This is a genomic window from Streptomyces sp. NPDC051218 (assembly GCF_044455475.1).
Lineage (GTDB): Bacteria > Actinomycetota > Actinomycetes > Streptomycetales > Streptomycetaceae > Streptomyces.
Genome location: NZ_JBITEU010000004.1, coordinates 188635 through 213734 on the forward strand (window position 1 = coordinate 188635; position 25100 = coordinate 213734).

The 25100-nt window shown below is 69.9% G+C and carries 20 protein-coding genes and 1 tRNA gene; 6 read left to right on the top strand and 15 right to left on the bottom strand.

Annotated elements, in window-relative coordinates; all coding sequences use genetic code 11:
• Positions 1–4 precede the first annotated feature (4 nt).
• Entirely contained in the window at positions 5–2242 is a 2238-nt protein-coding gene (locus ACIBCK_RS14435; RefSeq protein WP_399390056.1) for an MMPL family transporter, read from the bottom strand.
• A gap of 108 nt (positions 2243–2350) precedes the next feature.
• Entirely contained in the window at positions 2351–2941 is a 591-nt protein-coding gene (locus ACIBCK_RS14440; protein ID WP_399390057.1) for a TetR/AcrR family transcriptional regulator, read from the bottom strand.
• A gap of 173 nt (positions 2942–3114) precedes the next feature.
• Between ACIBCK_RS14440 and ACIBCK_RS14445 the strand changes: the two genes are divergently transcribed.
• Together ACIBCK_RS14445 and ACIBCK_RS14450 are read left to right on the top strand one after the other, a co-directional pair.
• Positions 3115–6393 (top strand): S41 family peptidase, encoded by a 3279-nt coding sequence (locus tag ACIBCK_RS14445; protein WP_399390059.1) that lies wholly within the window; start codon positions 3115–3117, stop codon positions 6391–6393.
• A gap of 122 nt (positions 6394–6515) precedes the next feature.
• A complete protein-coding gene (locus ACIBCK_RS14450) occupies positions 6516–6755 on the top strand; it encodes a hypothetical protein (RefSeq protein ID WP_367042817.1) in 240 nt (79 codons plus the stop codon).
• A 371-nt stretch (positions 6756–7126) separates the two neighbouring features.
• Here the strand turns inward: ACIBCK_RS14450 and ACIBCK_RS14455 are convergent, their stop codons facing one another.
• Genes ACIBCK_RS14455 through ACIBCK_RS14465 form a run of 3 tightly spaced genes read right to left on the bottom strand, consistent with a single transcriptional unit; the run spans position 7127 to position 10550 of the window.
• Positions 7127–8005, bottom strand: coding sequence for an SDR family oxidoreductase (locus ACIBCK_RS14455; RefSeq protein WP_399390061.1), 879 nt, complete (start codon positions 8003–8005; stop codon positions 7127–7129).
• Positions 8002–8958 carry an alpha/beta fold hydrolase gene (locus tag ACIBCK_RS14460; protein WP_399390063.1) on the bottom strand — a complete coding sequence of 319 codons (957 nt, stop codon included), beginning with the start codon at positions 8956–8958 and terminating at the stop codon, positions 8002–8004. The genes ACIBCK_RS14455 and ACIBCK_RS14460 overlap by 4 nt, the downstream gene beginning before the upstream one ends.
• A complete protein-coding gene (locus ACIBCK_RS14465) occupies positions 8955–10550 on the bottom strand; it encodes a flavin-containing monooxygenase (RefSeq protein WP_399390065.1) in 1596 nt (531 codons plus the stop codon). Before ACIBCK_RS14465 ends, ACIBCK_RS14460 begins: the two co-directional genes overlap by 4 nt.
• Before the next feature lie 187 nt (positions 10551–10737).
• Here ACIBCK_RS14465 and ACIBCK_RS14470 point away from each other — a divergent pair, with 187 nt between their 5' ends.
• On the top strand, positions 10738–11382 hold the full coding sequence (locus ACIBCK_RS14470) for a MerR family transcriptional regulator (protein ID WP_399390677.1): 645 nt from the start codon (positions 10738–10740) through the stop codon (positions 11380–11382).
• Positions 11383–11507: 125 nt separating this feature from the next.
• On the opposite strand, the gene ACIBCK_RS14475 is transcribed toward ACIBCK_RS14470, so the two are convergent.
• Both ACIBCK_RS14475 and ACIBCK_RS14480 read right to left on the bottom strand, forming a co-directional pair.
• Entirely contained in the window at positions 11508–12560 is a 1053-nt protein-coding gene (locus ACIBCK_RS14475) for a DUF6528 family protein (protein WP_399390067.1), read from the bottom strand.
• Positions 12561–12636: 76 nt separating this feature from the next.
• Positions 12637–13440 (bottom strand): exodeoxyribonuclease III, encoded by an 804-nt coding sequence (locus ACIBCK_RS14480; protein WP_399390069.1) that lies wholly within the window; start codon positions 13438–13440, stop codon positions 12637–12639.
• A gap of 74 nt (positions 13441–13514) precedes the next feature.
• On the opposite strand from ACIBCK_RS14480, the gene ACIBCK_RS14485 reads away from it, so the two are divergent.
• Complete coding sequence (locus ACIBCK_RS14485; RefSeq protein WP_399390071.1) at positions 13515–14027, top strand: GNAT family N-acetyltransferase; 513 nt, start codon at positions 13515–13517, stop codon at positions 14025–14027.
• A gap of 100 nt (positions 14028–14127) precedes the next feature.
• Here ACIBCK_RS14485 and ACIBCK_RS14490 read toward each other — a convergent pair.
• The 7 genes from ACIBCK_RS14490 to galU all read right to left on the bottom strand — a co-directional run bounded on the left by ACIBCK_RS14490 (position 14128) and on the right by galU (position 19729).
• Positions 14128–14201, bottom strand: a tRNA-Ala gene (locus ACIBCK_RS14490).
• Positions 14202–14268: 67 nt separating this feature from the next.
• Positions 14269–15561, bottom strand: a complete 1293-nt coding sequence (gene glpR, locus ACIBCK_RS14495) for a gephyrin-like molybdotransferase receptor GlpR (protein ID WP_399390073.1) — start codon at positions 15559–15561, stop codon at positions 14269–14271.
• A 197-nt stretch (positions 15562–15758) separates the two neighbouring features.
• Positions 15759–16382, bottom strand: a complete 624-nt coding sequence (locus ACIBCK_RS14500; RefSeq protein ID WP_272902883.1) for a GNAT family N-acetyltransferase — start codon at positions 16380–16382, stop codon at positions 15759–15761.
• Positions 16379–16879 carry a molybdenum cofactor biosynthesis protein B gene (locus ACIBCK_RS14505; RefSeq protein WP_399390075.1) on the bottom strand — a complete coding sequence of 167 codons (501 nt, stop codon included), beginning with the start codon at positions 16877–16879 and terminating at the stop codon, positions 16379–16381. The genes ACIBCK_RS14500 and ACIBCK_RS14505 overlap by 4 nt, the downstream gene beginning before the upstream one ends.
• Positions 16876–17367, bottom strand: coding sequence for a cyclic pyranopterin monophosphate synthase MoaC (moaC, locus tag ACIBCK_RS14510; RefSeq protein WP_363309180.1), 492 nt, complete (start codon positions 17365–17367; stop codon positions 16876–16878). The genes ACIBCK_RS14505 and moaC overlap by 4 nt, the downstream gene beginning before the upstream one ends.
• Before the next feature lie 87 nt (positions 17368–17454).
• Positions 17455–18795 (bottom strand): gephyrin-like molybdotransferase Glp, encoded by a 1341-nt coding sequence (glp, locus tag ACIBCK_RS14515; RefSeq protein WP_399390077.1) that lies wholly within the window; start codon positions 18793–18795, stop codon positions 17455–17457.
• Positions 18796–18799: 4 nt separating this feature from the next.
• Complete coding sequence (gene galU / locus ACIBCK_RS14520; protein WP_399390079.1) at positions 18800–19729, bottom strand: UTP--glucose-1-phosphate uridylyltransferase GalU; 930 nt, start codon at positions 19727–19729, stop codon at positions 18800–18802.
• Positions 19730–19823: 94 nt separating this feature from the next.
• Between galU and ACIBCK_RS14525 the strand changes: the two genes are divergently transcribed.
• Positions 19824–20447, top strand: coding sequence for a 5-formyltetrahydrofolate cyclo-ligase (locus tag ACIBCK_RS14525; protein ID WP_399390081.1), 624 nt, complete (start codon positions 19824–19826; stop codon positions 20445–20447).
• A 69-nt stretch (positions 20448–20516) separates the two neighbouring features.
• Here ACIBCK_RS14525 and ACIBCK_RS14530 read toward each other — a convergent pair whose 3' ends face one another.
• A complete protein-coding gene (locus ACIBCK_RS14530; protein WP_399390082.1) occupies positions 20517–23279 on the bottom strand; it encodes a penicillin acylase family protein in 2763 nt (920 codons plus the stop codon).
• Positions 23280–23492: 213 nt separating this feature from the next.
• Here ACIBCK_RS14530 and ACIBCK_RS14535 point away from each other — a divergent pair, with 213 nt between their 5' ends.
• The gene (locus ACIBCK_RS14535; RefSeq protein WP_399390680.1) at positions 23493–25013 is read left to right on the top strand and encodes a potassium/proton antiporter; all 1521 of its coding nucleotides are present in this window, start codon (positions 23493–23495) and stop codon (positions 25011–25013) included.
• Positions 25014–25100: the final 87 nt, after the last annotated feature.

The following is a 25100-nucleotide window of genomic DNA, read 5'->3' on the forward strand; positions in this document are numbered from 1 at the left end:
CGACTCAGACGCGAGAAAGCTCCCGCTCCTCGCCCGCCCCCGGGCGACCCGAGGCATCGAGGTCACGCAGACCCTCGCCCTCCACATCAACATTCGGCAGGGCCCGGTCCAGCCACCGCGGCAGCCACCACGCCTTCCTGCCCAGCAGCGCGAGCACCGCAGGGACCAGCGCCATGCGCACGATGAACGCGTCGAAGAACACCGCGATCGCGAGCCCGAAGCCGATCATCTTCACCATCTGCTCGCTGGAGCCTATGAAGCCTGCGAAGACCGCCATCATGATCACCGCGGCTGCCGAGACCACCCGTGCACCGTGCCGGAAGCCGGTCACGATCGCCTGGCCCGGGCGCTCCCCGTGGACGTACGCCTCTCGCATACGCGTCACGAGGAACACCTCGTAGTCCATCGCGAGGCCGAACACGACGCCCACCATGAAGATCGGCATCATCGACATGATCGGGCCCGTCTGCTCCACGCCGAAGAGCGAGCCGAGCCAGCCCCACTGGAAGACCGCGACGACCGCGCCCAAAGCCGCAAGGACCGAGAGCAGGAAGCCGAGTGCCGCCTTGAGCGGGACCAGAATGGAGCGGAAGACGACGATCAGGAGGAGGAAGGCGAGGCCGACGACCAGGGCGAGGTAGGGCAGCAGGGCATCGTTCAGCTTCTCGGAGACGTCGATGTTCATGGCCGTCGTGCCGGTCACCATGACGCTCGCGCCCGTGTCGGACTTGATCTCGCCGCCCGCGTCGCGGATCGCGTGCACGAGGTTCTCGGTCTCGATGCCGCTGGGCTTGGAGGACGGGACGACGCTGATGATCGCCGTGTCGCCCGCCTTGTTGATCATCGGCGGGGCGACCGAGAGGACGTCGTCGAGTCCGGAGATCGTCTTGGTGATCTCGCCCGCGGCGGCCTTCGGATCGTCCGAGCCCTTGAGGTCGGCGACCGTCATCAGCGGGCCGTTGAAGCCGGGGCCGAATCCGTCGGAGACCAGGTCGTATGCCTTGCGCTGGGTCGTGGACGTCGGCTGTGAACCGTCGTCCGGGAGGCCCAGTTCGAGGGAGGAGACGGGCAGCGCCGCGGCGCCCAGGCCGATCACACCGACCAGCAGCACGGTCAGCGGGCGGCGCACGACGAAGCGGGCCCACCGGGTGCCGAGGTTGTCCTTCGGCACGGCATCCGCCGCGGCTTCGGCCTTCTTACGGCCGCCGCCAAGGACCTTGCTCTTCTCGCCCGTCGGCTTGACCTTCTTGCCCGCGTAACCGAGCAGCGCCGGGATCAGGGTGAGCGCGATGAGCACGGCGATGACCACCGTGCCGGCCGCCGCGAAGCCCATCTTGGTGAGCATCGGGATGTTCACCACGGCGAGGCCGACCAGCGCGATGACCACGGTGAGCCCGGCGAAGACCACGGCCGAACCGGCGGTGCCGACGGCACGCCCCGCCGCCTCCTCGCGGTCCCGTCCGTCGGCGAGTTCGCCCCGGTAGCGGGAGACGATGAAGAGCGCGTAGTCGATGCCGACCGCGAGGCCGATCATCATGGCGAGCGTGGAGGTCGTCGTCCCCAGGTCGAGCGCGCTGGCCAGCGCGGTGATCGTGGAGACACCGATGCCCACGCCGATCAGCGCGGTGAGCAGCGGCAGACCCGCCGCGATCAGCGAACCGAAGGTGATGACGAGGACGACGGCGGCGACCGCGATGCCGATGATCTCGGTGGCCCCGGTCTCGGGCATCGCCTGCAGCGCGTCACCGCCGACCTCGACCGTCAGCCCGGACTCGCGCGCCTCGTCGGTCGTCTTCTCCAGCGCGTCCCGGCTCTCGTCGGTCAGCTCCATCGACGTGACCTTGTACGACACCGACGCGTACGCCGTGGAGCCGTCCTTGCTGACCGTCTTGGTCTTGAAGGGGCTGTCCGCCCGCGCGACCTCGTCCGAACCGGACTTGAGCGCGGCGACGGTCTTCTCGATCTCGGCCTCGTTGGCCGGGTCGGTGATCTTCTCGCCGTCCGGCGCCTTGAAGACGACCTTGGCGCTCGCACCGTCCGCGCTGGCCTCGGGTGCGCGCTCTTCGAGGAGGTCGAAGGCCTTCTGGGCCTCCGTGCCCGGAATGGAGAAGGAGCTGGACGCCGCGGTGGGCGCGGACGCGGCGCCGACTCCGGCGAGCGTCAGGAGCGCCACCCATATCAGGGCGACGAAGTGCCGTCGCCTGAAGGCGAGTCGGCCGAGTTTGTAGAGGAAAGTGGCCACGAGGGCGTACTCCCGGTCAGGTCGTGGGGTCTACAGGGCAGGGGGGATCAGCCCGACGACGTGAGCGGTCGCGTCAGGTGGAGGAGGTGAACTTGTGAGGGGTGCGGGTCAGACGCCGAGAGCGGGGAGGATCACGGCGTCGACGTAGGAACGGAGGAACTCACGGTCGACCGTGCGGTCCTCGATCAGGTCACGGGCGACGAAGCCGCCGACCATCATGTGGATGACGAATCCCAACGCGGGGTTGTCCGGGGCCACTTCGCCCCGGTCCACGGCCCGGCGCAGCAGTGCGTTCAGGCCGGTGATCTCCGGCTCGATGAGCAACTGCCGCAGTGCCTGGTGGAGTTCGGGATTTCCGTGGATGACGTGGAACAGGCTCCGCATCAGCGCGGCGTCCCGCTCCATCTGACAGTCGTCCGAACGGTTCGCCATCTCCAGCAGATCGCCACGCAGGGACCCGGTGTCGATATCCGCGATGGACACCGGCTTGTTGTGCCGCAGCGCCCTGGCGATCAGCTCGGGCTTGCTCCCCCACTGGCGGTAGAGGGTGGCCTTGCTGGATTTCGTGCGGGCCGCGATGGCGTCCATCGTGAGCGCTTCGTACCCGACCTCGCGGAGCAGGTCGAGCACGGCGGCGTAGAGCTCGGCCTCGCGCTCGGGTGTGATCCGGCTGCGCCGCGCCGTTGCCGCCTCAGCCATGATCCCTCCGCCTGTCGGTCGCGTCCTTGTCGAAACTGTTGCGTACGCCATGACTGTACCCGCGGGCTTAACGAAACGAAACCGTTTCGTACGTGTGTTGCGTCACGCGCTCCCATGCCTTCCCACCCCCTGTACGAGTTGCCGCGCCCCCCGCCCCGGAAAAGCATGGTGAAGTGACCGACGCGCGCGATGAAGCCCATGCTGACCACGCCTACCTGCGATTTCCGCACCTCAGCGGCGACCGTCTCTGTTTCGCGGCCGAGGACGATCTCTGGGTGGCACCGCTGAGCCCGGACGGAGCCCCCGCGGGCCGGGCCTGGCGGCTGACCGTCGACCGGACCAAGGTGAGCCATCCGCGCTTCTCGCCGGACGGCAGCCACATCGCGTACACGACATGGCGCAGCCTCGACCCGGAGATCCATCTCGCCCCGGTCGACGGCGGCCCGGCCCGGCGCCTCACCTACTGGGGCAGCACGGACACCCGGGTCTGCGGCTGGTCGCCCGACGGCGACATCCTCGCCGTCTCCTCGCACAATCAGCCCTTCTCGTACTTCTGCTGGGCCTACAGCGTGCCGACCGACGGATCACCCGGCGGCAAGCTGCCCTGGGGGCCCGTGTACGACATCGCGGTCAACGACATCGACGGCGAACGCAAGACGCTCCTGCTGACCGGAAAGCCGCCGCACGAGCCCGCCGCCTGGAAGCGCTACCGCGGCGGGGCCACGGGCCGCCTGTGGGTGCACGGGGAGCAGATCCTGCCCGACCTCGACGGGCATCTGGACGCCCCGATGTTCGTGGACGGCAGGATCGCCTTCCTCTCCGACCACGAGGGCGTCGGCAACCTCTACTCCTGTCTGCCGGACGGCTCCGACCTGCGCCGGCACACCGACCACGACGCGTTCTACGCCCGGCACGCCTCCAGTGACGGCGCGCGCGTCGTGTACCAGTGCGCGGGCGACCTCTGGCTGGTGGACGACCTGTCCGCGGACTCCGTGCCGCGCCGCCTCGACGTGCGCCTGGGCGGGCCGCGCGCCGGACGGCGGATCTACCAGGTGCCGGCCGCACAGCACATCGACTCGCTCTCCGTGGACGCGACGGGCCGGGCCAGCGCCGTCGTCGTACGCGGCAGCCTGTACTGGCTCACGCACCGCGACGGGCCCGCCCGCACCATCACGGACACCCCGGGCGTGCGCGTGCGGCTGCCGGAGATGCTCGGCAAGGGCGGGCAGGTCGCCTACGTGACCGACGCGGAGGGCGAGGACGCCGTCGAGATCGCCTACCTGCCGCGCGCCAGCGGCGACCGCGCGCCGCGCAGGCTGGCGCAGGGGCAGCTCGGCCGGGTCCTCGAACTGCTCTCCGATCCCGAGGGCGAGCGGCTCGCGATCGCCTCGAACGACGGGCGGCTCCTCCTCGTCGACGCCACCGAGGAGGGCGAGGGCGAGGTGACGGAGCTGATCCGGTCCGTCAACGGTCCCGTGCGTGACCTGGCGTTCTCGCCGGACGGCTCATGGCTGACGTGGTCCCACCCCGGCATCGGGCGATCCCTGCGGCACATCAAGATGGCCCGCATCGAGGGTCCTGGGCACCGCATCATCGTCGACGTCACCAACGGCCGCTTCGAGGACGAGAACCCGGTCTTCACCAGCGACGGCCGCTATCTCGCCTTCCTCTCCTGGCGCGGCTTCGACCCGGTCTACGACGTGCACACCGGCGACCTGTCCTTCCCGCTCGGCTGCCGCCCCTACCTCGTCCCCCTGTCGTCGGCGACCCCGTCGCCCTTCGCGCTCTCCCCCGACGGCCGCCCGGCCGCCGGCGGCCTCGACCCGGCCGACGGCCTCTCGCCCGCCGGGTCCGCCATCGTCGAGGTGGAGGGCCTGGAGAGCAGGGTGACGCCGTTCCCCGTCTCGGCTTCCAAGTACTCGGCCCTCCACCCCGTCAGCGGCGGCGGCCTCGTATGGATGCGCTGGCCCATCTCGGGCGCGCTCGGCGAGACGTTCGCCAACCCGTCGGACACCTCCGGGCGCCCCACCCTGGAGTACTTCAACATCACCAAGGGCAAGAAGTCCGAACTCGTCGACCACCTCGACCAGTTCGCACTCAGCGGCGACGGCTCGCGGCTCGTGGTGGTCGACGATGGCGACCTGCGCGCCGTGCCGTCGACGGAGTCCGGCGACAGCGATACGACCACCTGGATCGACCTGCGCCGCATCCTGCACGAGGTCGACCCGGCGGCCGAGTGGCGCCAGTCGTTCGACGAGGCGGGCCGCCTCATCCGGGCCTACTTCTGGGAGCCGCACATGTGCGGCATCGACTGGCCCGCGATCCTTGAGCAGTACCGGCCGCTGGTGGAACGGGTGGCGTCCCCCGACGAGTTCGCGGACCTGCTCCGCGAGGTCCTGGGCGAACTGGGCACCTCGCACGCGTACGTCTCCCCGGCGCGCCGTAACGAAGGCCCGCCGCACTACCAGCGCGCGATGGGCCTGCTCGGCGCCAACCTCGTCTGCCGGGACGGCAGTTGGATGGTCAAGCGCATCCTGCCCGGCGACTCGTCCGACTCCAAGGCGCGCTCACCGCTGGCGGGCGCGGGCATCCGTGAGGGCGCGGTCCTCACGCACATCGACGGCCGCCCGGTGGATCCGGTGACGGGCCCCTTCCCGCTGCTCGCCGCCGCGGGCGGCACGACGGTGGAGCTGACGTTCCAGCCGGCGGAGGGAGAGGGCAGATCGAGGAGGGTGGCGATCGTCCCCCTCATCAATGAACGCCCCCTGCGCTACCAGGACTGGGTGGCCAAACGGCGTGAAGTCGTACGGGAGTTGAGCGGGGGCAAGTGCGGATACCTGCACATCCCCGACATGGGCGGCTCCGGTTGGGCGCAGTTCAACCGCGACCTACGCCTGGAGGTCTCGCTCCCGGCCCTGCTCGTGGACGTACGCGGTAACGCGGGCGGGCACATCAGCGAGCTGGTGGTCGAGAAGCTGACGCGGAAGATCCTGGGCTGGGACCTGACGCGTAACGCCCAGCCGGTGTCGTACGCCTCGAACGCGCCCCGGGGCCCGGTGGTGGCCCTCGCCGACGAGGCGACGTCCTCGGACGGCGACATGATCACGGCGGCCTTCAAGCTGCTCGGCCTCGGGCCCGTCGTGGGCCAGCGCACGTGGGGTGGCGTGGTGGGGATGACCGGGCGGCACGTGCTCGGTGACGGGACGATCATCACGGTGCCGATGAACGCGGGGTGGTTCGACGAGTACGGCTGGTCCGTGGAGAACCACGGTGTCTCCCCTGACCTGGAGGTCCTCCGCACGCCCCTGGACTGGGCGGAGGGGCGCCACGCCCAGCTCGACGACGCGGTGCGGGTGGCGCTGGACCTCCTGGCGCAGCAGCCGGCGGCGGAACCACCGAGCCTCGACGACGTCCCGGACCGCCACCGGCCGGTGCTGCCGCCGCGGGGGTAGGGGGCTTCGGCGGGCGTGACCGAGGTCGGCGTCCGCCCGTAATTGATCGAAATGCGAGGTTCGCGCCCTCATGTAAGTCTGGTCGAGGCCCTTCCAACCTCACCCTCTAGGAGTGAACCCGCATGGGCATCAAGGACCAGTTCCAGGACAAGGCCAACGACCTCGCCGGCAAGGCGAAGGGTGCCATGGGCAGCGAGAAGGACGAGGCGAGCGAGCGCGCTTCGCAGGCCCGTGACGACGCGCGGGAGCGCGGCCAGCAGGCCCAGGAGGAGACGCGGGAGCGCTCCGCGAAGTCCCCGGACGAGGCACAGCGGGCCGCGCAGGAGCAGCAGGACAAGTTCAACCAGGACTACGACGCGTAACGCTGCGCTGAGCTTGAACCGTGGGACCCCTGGGACGCCGGGGGTCCCACTGCTGTGGGGGGGGGGCATGGGAGCGGACGTTTTCGTCTGCTGCTCAGTGGGGGCGGATCCCGTCCCGCCGCTTCGCGGCGGATTACCCCCACCCGCCCACCCGATCACCCCGCGGGGTAACGGGTGGGTGGGCGGGAAAGATCCGCCGCGGAGCGGCGGGACAGGGACGCCCCCACGGCAGGCCAGGAGCCCCCGCACCCACGGCAGGGCAGGTGCCCCCGGGCCCCCGGGCCCCCGCCGGGACAGAAGCCCCCGAACCCCCGAGCCCCCGCAGGGACGACCCCCTGGCGGGGAGCGCCCCGCCCACCGCCAGGTGGGAACTACCCCCCGGTACGGGCCTGTTCGTCGGCGGAGCCCCCCGCTCCCACGAGCCCCGTGGAGACCGACCCCAGCCGCGGCTCGAACCTCCGCATCTCACGCTGCCCGACCGAGCCGATGACCCCCGGCAGGTAACCCCGGATGCCCTGCATCCCCCGCAGCCACCACTGCGCGTACACGTGGCTGGACCGGCGCTCGATCCCGGCGACGATCCGGTCGACGGCGGGACCCAGCGGGTACGTCTTGTTGGACGGCCACGGCAGCCGCTGCCGAAGCTCCCGCATGACGTCGTTCTCGTCCGCGCCCCGCACCATGTCCGTATCCGTCCAGGACAGGTAACCGACGCCCACCTTCACACCCTTGTAGCCGACCTCGGCCCGCAGACAGTGCGCGTACGCCTCGACGCCCGACTTCGAGGCGCAGTACGCCGTCATCATCGGCGCCGGCGTGATCGCCGCGAGCGAGGCGATCTGCAGCAGATACCCCCGGCTCTCCATCAGGACCGGCAGGAACGCCCGCCCCGTGACCGCGCTACCGATGAGGTTGACCTCGATCACCCGGCGCCACGCGTCGGGGTCGGACTCGATGAAAGGCCCCCCGTTGGCGACGCCCGCGTTGGCGACGACGATGTCGACCTTCCCGAACCGCTCCTTGACCTCCTGCGCGACCCGGGCCATCGCCTCATGATCCGTGACGTCCGCGTGCCAGGCCTCGGCCTCGGTGTGCAGCCGCCCGGCCACCTGCTTCAACTCGTCCGGCTCCAGGCCGACGAGTGCGACCTTCGCACCCCGCGCCGACAGCTTGCGCGCGAGCAACTCCCCCACGCCCCGCGCCGCCCCGGTGACGACCGCGACCTGACCCTCAAGGCTGACCTTGCTCATGCGCTGCTCCCTTCGAGCCCCTGAACCTGCTGATCGCCGACCCGTACGTACCTCTTCACGAGATCCCTGATCCCGTCCGATATCGCTTCCGGCGCCTCGACCGGCGTCATGTGACCGAGCCCCGGCAGCTCGGTGAGACCGAGCGAGTTCGGCAGCATCGCCGCGATCCGCCGCGCGCCCGCGACCGGCGTCATCCGGTCGGCGGTCCCTGCGATGACCGCGGTGGGCACCGTCAACTCAAGCAACCCCGCGTCGAGTTCGAGCTCGTCGAGCACGTGCGACCAGCGGTAGCGCACCACCCTCGGGCACCCGTGCACGATCCGTGCGCACACCTCGACCCGCTCCGGGGGCGAACCGGCGCCCATCGTCGCGTACTTGAGAATCTTGCGGGCCATGGGCGTCACGGGACCCAGCGGCGCCTTCGCCCCGAGCACCGACCGCGTGAGCCGCGTCCGTATCCGCCCGGCCCGCATCGGCACCACGAGCGACTCGGCGACGAGCCGCGAACTCCCCGTGCTGCACAGCAGAACCGCCGCCGCGTGCTCCCGGAATCCCGGCCGCGTACTCGCGGCCATGATCGTCATGCCGCCCATGGAGTGCCCGGCCAGCACGGCCTGCTCCCCGGGTTCGAGCGTCGCCGCGAGCACCGCCTCCAGGTCGTCGGCGAGCGCGGTCGTGCTGTAACCCTCCACCCCGGCCGGCGCGGCACTGCGTCCGTGTCCCCGCTGGTCGTAGGCGATCACCCGGTGATCGACGGCCAGGTCACGTATCTGCGCCGCCCAGAAGGCGGTCGAGCAGGTCCACCCGTGCGCGAGCACCACCGCGGGCGCGCCCTGCGGACCGTGCACCTCGACGTGCAGCGGCGCACCGTCCGCCGACACCACGGTCAGCTCCCGCGCGGCGGAGGGCGGCGCGAAGGGCCCGCTCGTCGTCACATGCGTCAGCCTGCTCATGCCCCCGCCTCGACCTTCTTCGCCTTACGGGACTTCGGCGACGCCGCGTCCACACTCACCCTGGGCGGCCGTACCACCTCGTACTCGGCGAGATCGACCCGCCGGGTGGCGGCGCGGAACTCGCTCGTCGTGCCCGGCCAGATCGTCGTGTTCACGCCGTTCTCGTCGAGGTACCAGCTGTTGCAGCCGCCGGTGTTCCACACGGTGCGCTTCATGCGCTCCTGCACCTTGTCGTTCCAGGCGTTCACGGCGCCGGCACGCACGGCGAGCGCGGCCCGGCCGCCCAGCACGTCCAACTGCCGCATGTAGTCGGCGAGGTAGTTCAGCTGGGACTCGATCATCAGGATCATCGAGGAGTTGCCAAGACCCGTGTTCGGGCCGATGACCGTCATGAAGTTCGGGAAGCCCGCGGCGGTCGCGCCGCGCAGGGACTTCATCCCGTCCTTCCAGGACTCCATCATCGTCCCGCCGTCGGCGCCCACCACACGGTTGGCGATCGGCATGTCCGTCACATGGAACCCCGTACCGAAGATGATCGCGTCGACCTCGGTCTCGGTGCCGTCCGCCGCGACCACGGTGTTGCCGCGCACCTCGCTGAGCCCGCTGGCGACGACGTCGACATTGGGCTGCGCGAGCGCCGGGTAATAGGTGTTGGAGAGCAGGATCCGCTTGCAGCCGATGCGGTACGAGGGTGTCAGCTTGGCCCGCAGCGCCGGGTCCTTGATGGCACGTGCGATGTTCCGCTTGGCCAGCTGCTCCACCGCGCCGAGCTCGTTCGGCCGCTTGGTGAACGCCTGGACCTGCAACTCCCGTATGCCCCACAGGATTCCGCGCCGGGCCTGCGTGGTGAACGGCAACTGGCGGTGCAGCCAGCGCTCGGCCTTGGTGATGGCACGGTCCATGCGCGGCATCACCCAGGGCGGGGTGCGCTGGAAGAGGGTCAGCCTGCCGACCTCACGCTGGATCGCCGGCACGATCTGGATGGCGGAGGCGCCGGTGCCGATCATCGCGACGCGCTTGCCGCGCAGGTCGTAGTCGTGGTCCCAGCGGGCGGAGTGGAAGACCTTGCCCTCGAAGGTGTCCAGGCCCGGGATGTCCGGGAGCTTGGGGTCGGAGAGCGGCCCGGTGGCGGAGACGACGACGTCGGCGGTGAGGGTGCCGTTGCTGGTCTCGATCTCCCACCACAGCCGGTCCGCGTCCCAACGCAGCAGCTCGACCTCGGTGTTGAGGCGGATGTGCGAGCGCAGGCGGAAGGTGTCCGCGACCTGCTCCAGGTACTCCTGGATCTTCTCCTGGCCCGAGAAGGTGCGGGGCCAGTCGGGGTTGGGCGCGAAGGAGAACGAGTACAGGTGCGAGGGCACGTCGCACGCGCAGCCCGGATAGCTGTTGTCGCGCCAGGTGCCGCCCACGGCGGCGGCCCGCTCCAGGACGACGAAGTCGGTGACGCCTTCGCGGCGCAGCCGGACCGCGGCGCCGATCCCGCCGAACCCGGACCCGATCACCGCCACCCGCACATGCTCGCGCCCGTCCTCCTGTCCGCGCCCTTGTCCGCCGTCCTGCTCGCGCTCCCGCTGGCGCTCGTCCTCGGTCATGCCGCCGCCTCCCGAACTGCTTCACGACTCTGCCAGTGACCACTGGCGCAATTGGGAGACTAGAACACCTGCCTACTGATGGGTAGGGGTCTGGCGTACCGAGTTACCGCCGGTAGATCTCGACCGAACGCACGCACGATCCGGCAGCACATAGGCTGCTTCCGTGGCAGAAACACGCGAGTACCGCATGGAGGAGCTGGCCGAGGTCGCCGGCATCACGGTGCGCACCGTGCGCTTCTACCGCGAGCGCGGCCTGATCCCGCCGCCCCGCCGCGAGGGCCGCATCGCCTGGTACGACGACCATCACCTGGCCAGGCTGCGCACGATCGCCGCGCTCCTGGAGCGCGGCCACACCCTGAGCGGCATCGCGGAACTCGCGGAGGCCTTCGAGAACGGCCGCGACGTCGGCGAACTCCTCGGCATCGGCGAATCCACCGAGGAGACCCCGGTCCGCCTCACCCCCGAGGAACTCGCCGACCACTTCGCGGGCGAGGTCACCCCCGAGAACCTCGCGGCGGCCATGGACCTCGGCTACCTCGGCACGGACGGCGACGAGATCGTCCACGTCAGCCGCCGCCTCCTGGACGTCTCATCGGCCCTGGTCCGCGAGGGCATTCCGCTGGCGGCGGTCCTGGAGGCGGGCCAGCGCGTGCGCGAACACGCAGACGCACTGGCCGAGTTGTTCATCACCATCATCCGCACGCACACGCCCCCCGAGGCGGGCAACGTCAGCATCGACCGTCTGCGCCCGCTGGCGAAGAGTGTGGTGGAGGCGGAACTGTCGATGGCCCTGGACCGCCGTTTGGCGTCGGAGAAGCCGGAAGATGTCTAGCCCGTCCGGCGTTCGAGGACATCTTGTCGGGGGTCCAGGGGGCGGAGCCCCATGGTTTCGGGAAGGGGCGCCCGCGCGCGGAGCGCGCTAACGGGTGCAGCGGGGAAAGCCCCGCAGGGCCGCCCTCACCGCGGCAAGAACCACCGCGCCTTGTAGATCCCGCCCCCGACCAACTCGTACTCCCCCCGCGGCCGATGGACACTCACCCTCGTCGTCCACCAGGTCTCCTCAAGACCGCCCTCCGGCACCGTGGAGATGACCTGCCCCGTCCGCGGATCGTCACCGACGCCCTTCACCGACTTCCGGGAGATCTCATCCGCCCCCGCGAAGTCCTGCACAAAGGCCCGGCCGGCGATGTCGTACTGGAAGACGGACGCGTTCGTCGTCACCCAGAGCCGCCCCCGCCGCCCGGCCACGGGGAAGAGATCATGCCCACCGGGAGTCTTGCCGGGCGTCCCGACCGGCAGCCCCACCGAGGACCGGCGCCGCAACGTCGGCCGTGCCCGCGTCCCACCCACCTTGTACGTGACCAACTCGTCGTCACCGATGGCCCACAGCACCTCGCGCGCACCGTCCCAGTGCAGCCCGTGCGCCCCCTTCAGCTCCGCCTCGGCACACCGCGACGCATCCGGCCCCTGCGACGCCGCGTACAGCCTGACCAGCGCACCCGTACTGCACGCCACCGCGACATTGCCGTCCGGCAGGATCTCCGCGCTGTGCGGGTTGAAGAGGTCGTCACCCGCACCTATCGCCGTACCCCAGTAGCGCCTGCCCGAGGGATAGTCGACGACGGCCACGAATCCGAAGGACGCCGTGGTCAGGACATACGTACGCCCCTTGTGCCTGCGCACCTTCGACTCGCTCGGATACACCCAGCTGTACTCCGGCCGGAGATCCTCGTACCCCTCGTACCGCGTCGGCGAGAACGCCCACCGCACGACGGACGGTTCATGCTCCGGGTCCCAGACCCTGCGCCGCGGATCGAGCACGAGGATCTGCTGGGTCGCCTGCTCGGTGAGCAGTACCGGCGGTGTACCCCGGGGCACTCCCCCGGTGGCACGCGCGGGGGACGCGGCGACAGCCGGAAGACCCGAACCGATCCCGATCCCCGCCCCGAGCCCCGCACCCAGAGCCCCGCGCAGCACACCCCGACGTGACGGTCTCGACATACCGGACATGAAGTCTCCCCCACACGGCTGACAGTTGAGACATTGTCAGGTACGCGCTCGCAACATGCCATGGCGCCGCGCGGCATCACATGTCGTAGACCACCGTGACGGGCGCATGGTCCGACCACCGCTGCTCATGCGTGGCCGCCCGCTCCACGAACCCCTTGACCGCCCGCTCCGCGAGCCCCGGCGTCGCCACGTGGTAGTCGATCCTCCAGCCCGTGTCGTTGTCAAAGGCGCGCCCCCGGTACGACCACCAGGAGTAGGGACCCTCGACGTCGGGATGCAGCGCCCGCACTACGTCGACGTAGCCGCCGCTCTCGCTCTCGAAGACCTCGCTGAGCCAGGCGCGCTCCTCGGGCAGGAAGCCCGAGTTCTTCTTGTTGCCCTTCCAGTTCTTGAGGTCGGCCTCCTGGTGCGCGATGTTCCAGTCGCCGCAGACCACGACCTGGCGCCCCTCGGCTGCGGCCCGCTGCTTGAGCCCCTTCAGGTAGGTGAGGAACTCCCCCATGAAACGGACCTTCTCGTCCTGCCGGTCCGTGCCGACCTCGCCGGAGGGCAGATACAGGCTGGCGACCGTGACGCCGGGCAGATCAGCCTCGACGTAACGCCCACTGGCGTCGAACTCCTCCGACCCGAATCCCACCTGCACGCGATCCGGCTCACGCCGCGTATAGAGGGAGACGCCCGCGCGCCCCTTGGCGGCGGCCGGCGCGTGCACGACGTGCCAGCCCTCGGGCGCCCGCACCTCATCCGGCAGCTGCTGCGGCTCGGCCCGCACTTCCTGGAGGCAGAGCACATCGGACGAGGTCTCGGCGAGCCACTCGACGAAGCCCTTCTTGGCGGCGGCGCGCAGCCCGTTCACATTCACAGAGGTCACTTGGAGCATCCCGGAACGATACCGGCACCCTGCACACTGAAACGGATACCCGCACACCGCCGCATAGAAGTACGATAACCCGCATGAGTATTCAGCCCGCGCCGCAGCACCCCGCCGTAGAGCTGCGCCCCACCTCCTTCGACCACCCCGACGCGGTCAAGCTCAATGACCGCGTCCAACTCGAGTACGCGCAGCGGTACGGGGATGAGGGCGACGTCACACCCCTCGACCCGGCCATGTTCGCGGCCCCGCGCGGTTTCTACCTCCTCGCGTACGACGAGATCGGCACCCCCGTGGCCACCGGCGGCTGGCGCGGCCATGAGGAGAACGACGAGGGTTACGCGCTCGGCGACGCAGAGATCAAGCGCATGTACGTCACCCCGGAGGCCCGCGGTCTCGGTCTCGCCCGGCACATCCTGGCGGCCCTGGAGGACCACGCGAGGGCGGCGGGCCGTACGCGGATGGTCCTGGAGACGGGCATGAAGCAGCCGGAGGCGATAGCCCTCTACACCTCGGCCGGCTACACCCCGGCCCCCGCCAAGTTCGGCCACTACCGCTTCGAGGACCTGAGCCGCTGCTACGTGAAGGCCCTGTAGTTCGCCGGTGCCGAGCAGTCGGCGTTCGCCGGTGTCTCAGTCCCGGGGCACAGCAAAGATCCCGCCCGGTTCGAAGAACCGGACGGGATCTCATGTGCAGTGGACCTGTGGGGATTTGAACCCCAGACCCCCTCGATGCGAACGAGGTGCGCTACCAGACTGCGCCACAGGCCCTTGCAACGAGTGAAACTCTAGCATCCCGATCCGGGTGCTCGGAAATCCGTTCCTGGCTGGTCAGGCCTCACTCGTTGGCGGCCCGCGGCCGCTCCCCGTCGTCGTACTGATCGAAGAGGGGCGTACGGCCGCGCTCGCGGGCCCTGCGTGCGGAAGCCGCGCGGCGTGCGTCGCTGCGGCCACCGCCCCCGTCCGCGCCCTGGGCACCCTCGGCGCCTTGCGCGTCCGCGGCGTAGTCGGCGTATTCGCTCTCGTCCGTCTCGCGCCGCGCCTCGTCGGCGGTGGGCTCGACGGAGCTCGACCGCGCCGAACTCCAGGCGTCGGGTGCGCCCAAGTCGACGTCACCGGTGGCCCGCGGGGCGACCGGGGCGGTCACGTACGTCGGCAGGGGTACCGGCACCGGGTCCCAGCTGTCGCCGTGCCCCGGGCGGCGCTGCCGCTCACGCTGCTGGTCCACCCACTCCGCGTGGTCGGTCTGCTCGACCAGGGCGCGGCGGTCGGCGGCGAGTGCGGACAGGCCGGTCTCCGTCTCGGTGGCCGGTCCTTCCTCCGGGTCGTCGACCACCGCGTCCGCGCCGCCCGACGCGCGCCTGCGCGGCTGACGTTCCCGCAGCCGCTGCGCGGCGACCTCGGCCCTGCGCCGGTCCATGGTGTAGGTGAAGCGGCGCCGCTCCTGGCCCCGCAGATACACGATGTACGCGCTCAGGAGCGCGGCAGGACCCGCGGGTGCCCAGAGGAACGCGAGCCCTCCGACGGCGGCGACGACCGTACCGATCGTGAAGGCGATGAAGAGCATCACCGTCGTGCGCCGTCGGCGCGCGAGCACCTTCGTGCGCCGGGCGCGCGCGGCGGCTTCCGCCGACGCGGCCCGCTGGGCGGGCGACTGCTGGGGCCGCGCTCCTGACGTGGCCGAGGACGGGGCCGGGGCCGGGGTCGGGGTCGGGACCGGCGCCGAGGGCTTCGCCGCGGGGTGCGCCTGAGGGTGCGCCTGGTGAGGGTGCGCCTCGTGACGTGCCGGAGGCTGCTGTGCCTGGGGTTTGACCGGCGCCTTGTCCTGCGGCTCCGGCCGCTCTTCCTGGCCGCCCTGTCGATGCGGGGGCGCGACGAAGGCCCGGACGTCCACCGCGCCGGTGGCGTTGTCCGGGTCGCGCGACTCCTCCTCTTCAGGCGAGCGCGCTTGCAGGTCCTTGGCGTACCGGCGCTCCATCCCCGCACGTCCGGACAGGAGCCGGATGGCGGTGCTGAAGCGTTCCGTCGGACGGGCTTCATTGAGCTCGTCCTGCCTACGGAGCCACATCGGCACCAAGTAGGCGGCCCAGGCCCCGACGATGACTGCGTAGATGAGGCCGCTGCTGCTCACGCCTCACACGGTAGAGGGGTTTGCTTGAGGCCATCTGCCAATTGAGCCGGTGTGTCGCACGATCTGGCTGATATCTCGAACTTTTTTTGTGACTGGTGCGATCAACAGGCCACCGGGACCGTGAAATTAATGCCTCAGAGGGACCAAGTGGGGCCCCAGACGGTCGATCACCGATCAATTTCAAACACTTATTCTATTTACGCGGTGTTCCGAGGTCGTGCCTGGTGCCAGCGCCGGAGCAACCCTTCCGGTACCTCTTCCGCGGTGAGCGCGAAGACAAGATGATCGCGCCAGGCGCCGTCGATGTGGAGATAGCGTGGACGAAGTCCCTCCTCGCGGAATCCGAGTTTCTCCACGACGCGACGACTCGGCCCGTTCTCGGGGCGAATACAGACCTCGATACGGTGCAGCCCGACGGACCGGAAGCAGTGGTCCACCGCGAGAGCGACGGCGGTCGGCATCACGCCGCGTCCCGCGACCGACTGGTCGACCCAGTAGCCGACATGGCCCGAGCACATCGATCCCCAGGTGATCCCGGCGACCGTCAACTGCCCCACGAGCCGCCCCTGGTACTCGATCACGAAGGGCAGCATGCGCCCGGCGTGCGCCTCGGCGCGCAGATGCCGGACCATCTGACGGTACGTCGGGCGGTGCACGATCGGGCCGCTGGGCGTGGGCGGCGGGATGGTCGCCTCCCAGGGGCGCAGCCAGTCCCGGTTGCGCCGGTTGACCTCACGCCAGGGCCGCTGGTCGCGCATCTTTATCGGACGGAGGGCGACGTCGCCGTCCGTCAGCTCGACGGGCCAGGAAGGGCTGTTCAGCTCGCACCACCCGCAGGTCTTGGGTGGTCGCCGCCCCGGAGCTGCTCGACGGCGTGCACGAGGAGGGGTTCGAGGACGGCGATGCCGTCCCGCACGCCGCCGGTGGAGCCCGGCAGGTTCACGATGAGGGTGCGCCCCGCGACTCCGGCGAGACCGCGGGACAGCGCGGCCGTGGGGATCTTCTCCCTGCCGTACGCGCGGATCGCCTCCGGGATGCCGGGCACCTCGTGGTCGATGACGGCGCGGGTGGCCTCGGGGGTGCGGTCGGTGGGCGAGATGCCGGTGCCGCCTGTGGTGAGGATCACGTCGAAACCGGCTTCGGCTCCGGCGCGCAGGGCCTGCTCGACGGGGTCTCCGTCCGGGACGACCTGGGGGCCTTCGACCTCGAAGCCGAGCGCGGCAAGCGCCTCGGCGATGATCGGCCCGCCCCGGTCGGCGTAGACCCCGGCGGCCGCGCGGTTGGATGCCGTGACGACGAGTGCGCGGTAGGCGGTCATGCGCCGGCTCCTTCGCGGCTCCAGTCCCCGGACTTGCCGCCGGTCTTCTCCTCGACGCGTACGTCCGTGATGACCGCGCCCTTGTCGACGGCCTTGACCATGTCGATCACCGTGAGGGCGGCGACACTCACCGCGGTGAGGGCCTCCATCTCGACGCCGGTGCGGTCCGTCGTCTTCACCGTGGCGAGGATCTCGACGGCGTCGTCCGCCACGGAGAGGTCGAGTTTCACTCCGGAGACGGCCAGCGGGTGGCAGAGCGGGATCAGGTCGGGCGTGCGCTTGGCGCCCATGATGCCCGCGATCCGCGCGGTGGCCAGGGCGTCACCCTTGGGCACGCCCTCGCCCCGCAGCAGCTCGATCACGCGGGGCGAGACCAGGACGCGCCCACTGGCGCGGGCGGTGCGCGCCGTCACGTCCTTCGCGGATACGTCGACCATGCGGGCGGCGCCCGCTTCGTCGATGTGCGTCAGTCGCTGCTCGGTACTCATGTGCTGTGGCGCTCCCGGTCCGGGCCCTCCGGCGGTGCGGCGCAAGGGGGCCTATGTGCGCGACACCGTACCGCGCGCACGTGCCTTTCAGCCGAGCAGGACCACTTCGACATCGGCGCCCGGCTCCACCGACGTGGTGTCCTCCGGGACGACGATCAGCGCGTTCGCGTGCGCCAGCGCCGCGACGAGATGGGAGCCCGCGCCGCCCACGGGCCGCACGCTGCCCGCGTCGGCGTCGTACTGTCCGCGCAGGAACTGCCGCTTCCCCGCGGGAGAGCTCAGCGCCTTGTCGGCGGTGAGCTCCGCGCGCGCCGTGGGCCGGTGGACGTCGGGGAGACCCATCAGGGCCCGCACGGCGGGACGTACGAAGATCTCGAAGGACACGTACGACGACACGGGGTTGCCCGGCAGGGCGAGCAGCGGGGTGTGGTCGGGGCCGATGGAGCCGAAGCCCTGCGGCTTGCCCGGCTGCATGGCGAGCTTGCGGAACTCGACGCCGCTGCCCGTCCCGACGCCGTCCTCGTCCGCTCCCACGGAGGAGAGGGCTTCCTTCACGACGTCGTACGCCCCGACGCTGACGCCGCCCGTGGTGACGATGAGGTCGGCCCGGATCAGCTGGTCCTCGATGGTGGAGCGCAGCGTCTCGGCGTCGTCGGCGACCGCACCCACGCGGTAGGCGATCGCTCCGGCGTCCCGGGCCGCTGCGGTCAGCGCGAAGCTGTTGGAGTCGTAGATCTGGCCCTTGGCCAACTCCTCGCCGGGCTGGATCAGTTCGCTGCCGGTGGACATGACGACCACGCGGGGGCGGGGGCGCACCTTCACCGTGCCGCGGCCGATCGCGGCGAGCAGGGCGATCTGCGGGGCGCCGAGGACCGTGCCCGCGGTCAGCGCGCGGTCACCGGCCTGTACGTCGCTGCCACGCGCCCGCACGTGCGCGCGTGCTTCGGCGGGGCGGTGGACGCGGACCTCACCGGAGGCTCCGTCGGGGGCGGCGCTGTGAGCGCGCATCCCGGAGACGGGGCCTTCGCCGAGGCCTCCGTCGGTCCACTCCACGGGGACGACGGCCTCGGCGCCGGGCGGCAGCGGGGCGCCGGTCATGATGCGGGCGGCCTGGCCCGCGCCGACGGTGGGCTGCTCGCTCTGGCCCGCGGCCACGTCGCCGATGACCGTCAGGACGGCGGGGAACTCCTCGCTCGCGCCCGCGATGTCGGCGACCCGGACCGCGTATCCGTCCATGGAGCTGTTGTCGAAGGGCGGCAGCGAGACGGGCACCGTGACGTCCTCGACGAGGACGCAGCCCTGGGCGTCGAGGAGTTGGAGCTCGATGGGCTCCAAGGGGCGGACGGATCCGAGGATGTCGTCCAGGTGCTCGCTCACCGACCAGACGTGTTCCTGGCCGGTGACTTCGGTCGTCGCGCTGCTGCTCAAAGTGCTACATCTCCTCGGACACGTAACTGCGAAGCCAGGCCTGGAAGTCCGGGCCCAGGTCTTCACGTTCGCACGCGAGTCTGACAATGGCACGCAGATAGTCGCCCCGGTCACCGGTGTCATAGCGCCGGCCCTTGAAGACGACGCCGTGCACGGGACCGCCGACCTTCCCCGCGGCGTCAGCCGCTGATTGATACTGCACCGCGAGCTGCTGGAGTGCGTCGGTGAGCTGGATCTCGCCGCCGCGGCCCGGCTCGGTCTTGCGCAGTATGTCGAAGACGTGGGGGTCGAGGACATAGCGGCCGATGATGGCGTAGTTGCTGGGGGCGTCCGCCGCGTCGGGCTTCTCGACCAGGCCGGTGACCTTGACGACGTCGCCCTCGTCCGTGGCGTCCACGGCGGCGCAGCCGTAGAGGTGGATCTGCTCCGGGGCCACCTCCATGAGGGCGATGACGCTGCCGCCGTGCCGCTCCTGGACCTCGACCATGCGGGCGAGCAGCGGGTCACGCGGGTCGATCAGGTCGTCGCCGAGGAGCACGGCGAACGGTTCGTTGCCGACGTGCGGGGCGGCGCACAGGACGGCGTGACCGAGTCCCTTGGGGTCGCCCTGGCGTACGTAGTGCATGGTCGCGAGGTCGCTGGACTCCTGGACCTTCGCGAGCCTCGCCTCGTCGCCCTTCTTCAGGAGGGCCGACTCCAGTTCGTAGTTGCGGTCGAAGTGGTCCTCGAGGGGGCGCTTGTTGCGGCCCGTGATCATGAGGACGTCGTCGAGGCCGGCGGAGGCGGCCTCCTCGACCACGTACTGGATCGCCGGCTTGTCGACGACCGGCAGCATCTCCTTGGGAGTGGCCTTGGTGGCCGGCAGGAACCGGGTGCCGAGACCTGCTGCGGGGATGACAGCCTTGCTGATCCGCGGGGGGTGAGACTCAGTCATGTCCGTAACCATAACCGGTGAGTATGTGCGGAATCTGTGGGTCAGGACATTTTGTTCTCATATGAGCGCACCTGGAAGGGTTTGTGAGCGCACCATGAAAGAAAACGGCCCGAACCAGCCGCCCGGCCAGCCAACCAAGCGCACCTTGCGCGGAGAATTCCTCGCGGTGAGAAGCCGGTTGACTAGGGATGACGCGCAGAAGGCCGCCGCGGTTCTCGCCGACCGCGCATTGGAGCTGCCGGAGCTCTCGGGAGCGCGCACGGTCGCGGCGTACGTCTCCGTGGGGAGCGAACCGGGGACGCGCGCCCTGCTCGACGCGCTCCACGCGCGCGGGACGCGGGTCCTGCTTCCTGTGCTCCTCGCGGACAACGACCTGGACTGGGCTGCCTACGAAGGCGATGGGTCGCTCGCTCGCGTGCAACACCCGGGCAAGATCGCGCTCTTGGAGCCCTCGGGGGCGCGGCTCGGGCCCGACGCCGTCCTGGCGGCGGACGCCGTGCTGCTGCCGGGCCTGGCCGTGGACACGCACGGGATGCGCCTTGGGCGCGGCGGCGGGTCGTACGACAGGGTGCTCGCCCGGCTGGGGCGGGCCGGGGCGGATCCGGCCCTGGTGGTGCTCCTGTACGACACGGAGGTCGTCGCGCACGTCCCCAGGGAGCCGCACGACAAGCCGGTTCACGCCGTCGTCACGCCGTCGGGAGTACGCCGCTTCCGCTGACCCCTCCAGCGAGGTGAAAGGGCCCTCCACGCGCGCGTGGAGGGCCCTTTCACTGCTGTGTGCGGCTGCTCAGGGGCGCAGCACCAGCGTGTCGTTCGTGCTCTTCTTCACGGCGTCCTTCGAGAAGGACCACGGCAGCAGCTCGCCCTTGACCCACTTGCTGGTCTGGTCGGTGTAGTGCGCGCTGTAGGCGTGCCCGGAAGCGCCGGTGAGGTTGATCCACTTCGACTTGTCGAGGTCGTCGAGGTTCACCACCATGCGCATCGACGGCACCCACTGCACGCCGTAGCCGCCCGCCGCGTTCCAGCCGGTGGCGTTGACCGCCGCCTCGCCGCCGCCCAGCTTGAACGGGCCGCGGTTGAGCATGAACTGGAGCCAGCCGGGGCCTTCGACGCCCAGGGTCTGGTTCTTCAGGGTCAGCCGGTGCAGGCGGCCCCAGCTCCAGGTGTCGACGTCCTTGCCGAGCTTGGCCGTCAGGTCCCAGCGCGCGTCCTCCATGGCCCGGCCGAACAGCTGGTCGCGGGTCTTGGTCTCGGCGTCCGTGCGGGTCTTGGGCGACTTCCACCAGTCGTTGTCCTCGTCGTCGAGGATCGACCGGATCACTTCGTAGTAGCGGTCGCCGCCGTCGGGCTGCGCGGATTCCGCGTCGCGCTGGCCGCACTCGCGCACCGGCTCGGCCTCGTCGGCGGGACCGGTGTTCCCGGCCGGCTCGACGTTCAGGCACTGGCCCTTGACCCGCAGCTCCTTGGGCAGCTTGTTGCCGATGGAGAGCTTGAGGATGTTGCGCCAGACCGAGTTGAAGTACGCGGCTGCCGCCGAGTCGGCGTCCTGGGTGTAGTCCCAGCCCTCGAGGAGCTTCTGCGCCTCACGGACGTAGCTGTCCTTGACGTCGATCTTGAGCAGCTTGGGCACCAGCAGCTTGGCGATCTCGCTGCTGTTGTCCATCTGCATCGTGCGCATGTCCTCGGTGGAGACCTTCCCACCGTTCTTGATCTTCGACTGGATCAGGTCGGTGATGCGCTGGCTGCGCGCCCCGTAGCCCCAGTCGGCCGTGAGCTTGTACGGATAGTCCGACTTCTCGCTGTCGATGACGGCCTGGTTGGCGGTCACGATGTAGCCGCGCTCGGGGTCGTACTCGTAGGGCAGCGCGGACTGCGGGATGTAGCCGGTCCAGCGGTAGTCGGAGTCCCAGCCGGGCGCAGGGAGCGCGCCGTCGCCCTTGCCGCGGACCGGGATCTTGCCCGGTGCCTGGTAGCCGATGTGGCCGTCCTTGTCCGCGTAGATCAGGTTCTGCGAGGGCACTTCAAAAGAAGACGCCGCCTTGCGGAAGTCGGAGAAGTCCTTCGCCTTGTTGAGCTCGAAGACCGCGTCCATCGACCTGCCCGGCTGCAGCGCGGTCCAGCGCAGCGAGACACCGTAGCCGTCGCCCCGGTCGGGGGCCGCGCTGTCGACGGTGGCCTTCTTGCCGACCTTCACCAGCTCGTCGTCCCGGTCGGACAGCAGGGGGCCGTTGCCGGTCTCCCGCACAGTGATCTTCTTGGACTTGCCGCCGGCGACCTTGATGGTCTCCACGCGGGTCTTGAAGGGCAGCACCTTGTCGTCGTACGAGTAGCCGTCGCCCTCGAACTTCTCGAGGTAGAGGTCGGTGACGTCGGCGCCGAGGTTCGTCATGCCCCAGGCGATCTGCTCGTTGTGCCCGATCACCACGCCCGGCATGCCCGCGAAGGTGTAGCCGGAGACGTCGTACTGGCAGTCCTTGGAGACCGACCGGCAGTGCAGGCCCATCTGGTACCAGACGGACGGCAGCTGGGGTGACAGGTGCGGGTCATTCGCGAGCAGTGGCTTCCCGGTGATCGTGTGGTCGCCGGAGACCACCCAGGAGTTGGAGCCGATGCCGTTGCCGTTCGGGCCGAGACCCGCGTCCGGGACCTTGTCCAGGATGTCGGAGAGGCCCGACAGCTGGGATTGGAGGCCGTCGGGAGCCTGGGCGTTACCGGCGAGACCCGTGCCCGCTGCGCCGCCCGTCTGCGACTGGCTGCCCGTGCTGCTGCCCTTGCCGTCGTACTCCTTGGTGGCGCTGTTGTACGTGCCCTCCTGGACGATGGGCTTGTTCCGGGCGTACGGGTACTCCGGGTACAGGTCCTTGATCTGGGACGGGCCCAGGCGGCTCGTCATCAGGGAGCGGTCGATCTCGTCCTGCATGTTGCCGCGCAGGTCCCAGGCCATGGCCTTGAGCCACGCCACGGAGTCGACAGGGGTCCACTCCTGGGGCTCGTAGTCGTTGGTGAAGCCAAGGGCGGCGTACTCCAGGGAGATGTCCTTGCCGCTCTTGTCCTTCAGGTAGGCGTTGACTCCCTTGGAGTACGCCTGGAGGTACTTCTTGGTCGCGGGCGAGAGCTTGGAGTCGTACTCCTTCTGCGCCACGCGGTGCCAACCGAGCGTCCGCAGGAACTCATCGGTCTTTACTTGGCCCTTGCCGAACATCTCGGAGAGGCGACCGGAGGTCATATGGCGGCGGACGTCCATCTCCCAGAAGCGGTCCTGCGCCTGGACGAAACCCTGGGCCATGAAGAGGTCGGCGTCGGACTCGGCGTAGATCTGCGGGATGCCGTTGCCGTCGCGCTTCACGTCGACGGGACCGGCGAGGCCGTCGAGCTTGATCGTCCCCTTGGTCTGCGGGAAGGAGGCACGCACCGTACTGACGCTCCAGTACGCCCCGTAGCCGATGCCCGCCACGATGGCCAGGACCAGGACGATCACGAGGAGGCGGGCTCGGCGCCCCTTCTTCTTGCCGGACTTATGACCGGAAGAGGCGGTGGTATTCGAGGGCATCGCTGTCCTTGCTGTCCTTACGCGAGCGGCAGGGCTGGCTGGGCGGTGGTGGGAGCGCTGGAGCAACTGTAGGCGCAGGGCACCGCGACCTCGGACGCGGAGTCAGGAACCTACATCGCGACGCATCGTGTGAGTGTTCGAGGGCGTCAAGGAAGCGTTAACAATTAGGTAAGGTAACGAAGTACTTGGCTCGCGCGGAGGAAGGAACGGCCCCTGACTGTCCACGACCTCAACCAGCTTCTGCTCATCTGCTCGCTCGTCCTGCTCGTCGCGGTCGCGGCGGTCCGCATCTCGTCGCGCAGTGGGCTCCCCAGCCTGCTCCTCTACCTCGGCATCGGCATTGCCATCGGCCAGGACGGCATCGGCAACGTCACCTTCAACAATGCCGAGTTGACGCAGGTCATCGGCTACGCGGCGCTCGTCGTGATCCTGGCCGAGGGCGGTCTCGGCACGAAGTGGAAAGAGATCAAACCCGCCCTGCCCGCCGCCGCCGTCCTGTCGCTCGCCGGCATCGCGGTCAGCGTCGGCGTGACGGCCGCCGGCGCCCACTACCTCGTCGGCCTGGAGTGGCGGCAGGCGCTCATCATCGGCGCGGTGGTCTCGTCGACGGACGCGGCGGCGGTCTTCTCCGTGCTGCGCAAGGTGCCGCTGCCCTCACGCGTGACGGGCATCCTGGAAGCGGAGTCGGGGTTCAACGACGCCCCCGTGGTGATCCTGGTCGTGGCCTTCTCCACAGCGGGCCCCGTGGAGCACTGGTACGTCCTCATCGGCGAGATCGCCCTGGAACTCGCGATCGGCGCCGCGATCGGCATCGCGGTGGGCTGGCTCGGCGCGTACGGCCTGCGGCATGTGGCGCTGCCCGCTTCGGGCCTCTACCCCATCGCCGTGATGGCCATCGCGGTCGCCGCCTACGCGGCGGGAGCCATGGCGCACGGCAGTGGATTCCTCGCCGTCTACCTCGCCTCGATGGTCCTCGGCAACGCGAAACTGCCGCACTGGCCCGCCACCCGGGGCTTCGCCGAAGGCGTCGGCTGGATCGCGCAGATCGGCATGTTCGTCCTGCTCGGGCTCCTGGTCACCCCGCACGACCTGCTCGACGACATGTGGCCCGCGATCATCATCGGCCTGATCCTGACCGTCGTGGCACGCCCCCTGGGGGTCGTCGCGAGCCTGCTGCCGTTCCGCATGCCCTGGCAGGAGAAGGCCCTGATGTCCTGGGCAGGACTGCGCGGAGCCGTGCCCATCATCCTGGCCACGATCCCGATGGTGAACGGCGTCGACGACAGCGAGCGGATCTTCAACATCGTCTTCGTCCTGGTCGTCGTCTACACCCTCATCCAGGGCCCCACGCTGCCGTGGCTGGCCAAAGTGCTGCGCCTTGGCGACTCTTCGGGCGCCGCCGACCTGGGCATCGAATCGGCGCCCCTGGAGCGTCTTCGCGGGCACCTGCTCTCGGTGGCGATCCCGAAGGGATCGCGGATGCACGGCGTCGAGGTGGGCGAACTGCGGATGCCCGCGGGGGCGGCCGTCACGCTCGTCGTACGCAACGGCGAATCCTTCGTGCCGCAGCCCACGACCGTCCTGCAACGCGGGGACGAGCTCCTGGTGGTCGCGACCGACCCGGTGCGGGACGCGGCGGAGAAGCGTCTGCGCGCCGTCGGACAAGGCGGAAAACTGGCCGGATGGCTGGGAACCGCTGGTCAGGACGCTGAAGAGCGGGGAAATCACAGGTGACGGGCGCCTCAATCTCCGTATTCACAGGTCTGATGGCGTCATTCCCTGTACGATGAAGACACACTTCTTCTGTACCACCTGATCGAA